This is a genomic window from Pseudoduganella sp. RAF53_2, from assembly GCF_052113985.1.
Classification (GTDB): Bacteria; Pseudomonadota; Gammaproteobacteria; order Burkholderiales; family Burkholderiaceae_D; genus Rugamonas.
In genome coordinates this window covers 1-1,279 of the sequence record NZ_JBFRDW010001024.1, presented here as the reverse complement: position 1 = coordinate 1,279, position 1,279 = coordinate 1, and the positions used below count along the sequence as shown (strand labels likewise).

Annotated in this window: 2 protein-coding genes; both read right to left on the bottom strand. The window is 51.3% G+C overall.

The window, feature by feature from the left end; translation table 11 throughout:
- Positions 1–240: hypothetical protein (locus AB4Z11_RS32030; RefSeq protein ID WP_442030253.1), on the bottom strand; the 240-nt coding region annotated here is incomplete at its 3' end.
- Between the two features lie 191 nt (positions 241–431).
- Entirely contained in the window at positions 432–899 is a 468-nt protein-coding gene (locus tag AB4Z11_RS32025; protein ID WP_442030251.1) for a helix-turn-helix domain-containing protein, read from the bottom strand.
- Between the last annotated feature and the right edge of the window lie 380 nt (positions 900–1,279).

Below are 1,279 nucleotides of genomic sequence, written 5' to 3'. Positions count from 1 at the left end.
TCCAAACTCTGCTTTGACGGTAACGAAAGGTTGAGCTTTGAAGCGCCCCACGAGGCCTCGATTTCTGAAGTAGTCAAACAGAAGCGCGGCGGCGGTCTCGGTATAGCCTTGTGTATCGACAACGCCCTCAAGATCCGATGTTGTTGGCGTCCTGAAAGCTTGGGTATATTTGGCCGGTCCCTTCAAGTCGCGGGCAGGCGGCGCGTTGAAGACCTGGTCAACCCAGGCCAAGCTCGTCATAGGGTGGCTTGCTAAGGACATATCTTCCCCTTTCTCTGCGCCGTAGCGCTTAGAAATGCAGCTTTTTAGAAAGCAGTGGCTTGACCYGCAGGCCTAGGAAAGATACCCTTTGGATTGATCGGTCTTTGGGGGTATATTTCTCCGAGCCAGCAGGGCGACGGACTGCAGTGATGTGGTTCGTCGTTTTGTCTTTATGCGCTAGGCACCTCCTCCAAAATCTCGGCGATTCGTCGAATCTGGTTCGTCGAAAGGCCATCGGCCTTGAAGGCCAGGTCTTTGAGGATAGCCTCGAGCGCTTCCGACATCAGCGGGGCAAAATAATTCTCCCGTTCAATCAACGCTAAACAGGCCAGTCGACAGCGCTGCGACCGCGTGAGCGCTAGCGCGTCAGAAATTCGTTCAACCGTCCTGCTCGGGGGCGGCAATTTCTTTGAGTTTTCCAACTGGCCGTAATAACCCCTTGTCAAACCGGATTTCTTTGCGAGTGCTGATTGCTGCAATCCGGCAATTTGGCGCAATCGAAAAAGCTCGCCCCCGAATTGCGGCGTGAAAGTTTCGGGGTGATCCGTATGGAGTGCGCAAGCTTCAGGCGTGGGAGAGCGCAGCGAAGAAACTTCGCTGACGACCACTTCGATTGAATCACGCAACTGCTTTTTCACGGCCGCCTCTAATCGGGTAATGGCGGCAGTGTAGTCACATTTGCACAGTTCTGCAATATGAAAATATGTTTGTAAGCTATTGATTTAAAAAGCTTATTTTATGTTATACGCTGTGAATCCGTACAGTGTATAACGCGAAATAGCTCATTCAAAAGCTTTGTTGAGCAGTTAATTCCCTACGGTAATCCAATATTTTTCAGACAACTATATTGTGCGTATCGGTGCAATAGAGCCTATTTCCGGCAGCGCCCACTAGGGCCAACTCTAATGAGTCACGGCCGCGTACGCACGCCACTCATATCCGCGATAGACCGAACACCTAGAAGATGCCTGCCATTGTTGTTGCGATAGGAACATTTCGCCCCTACACTGCGATATCC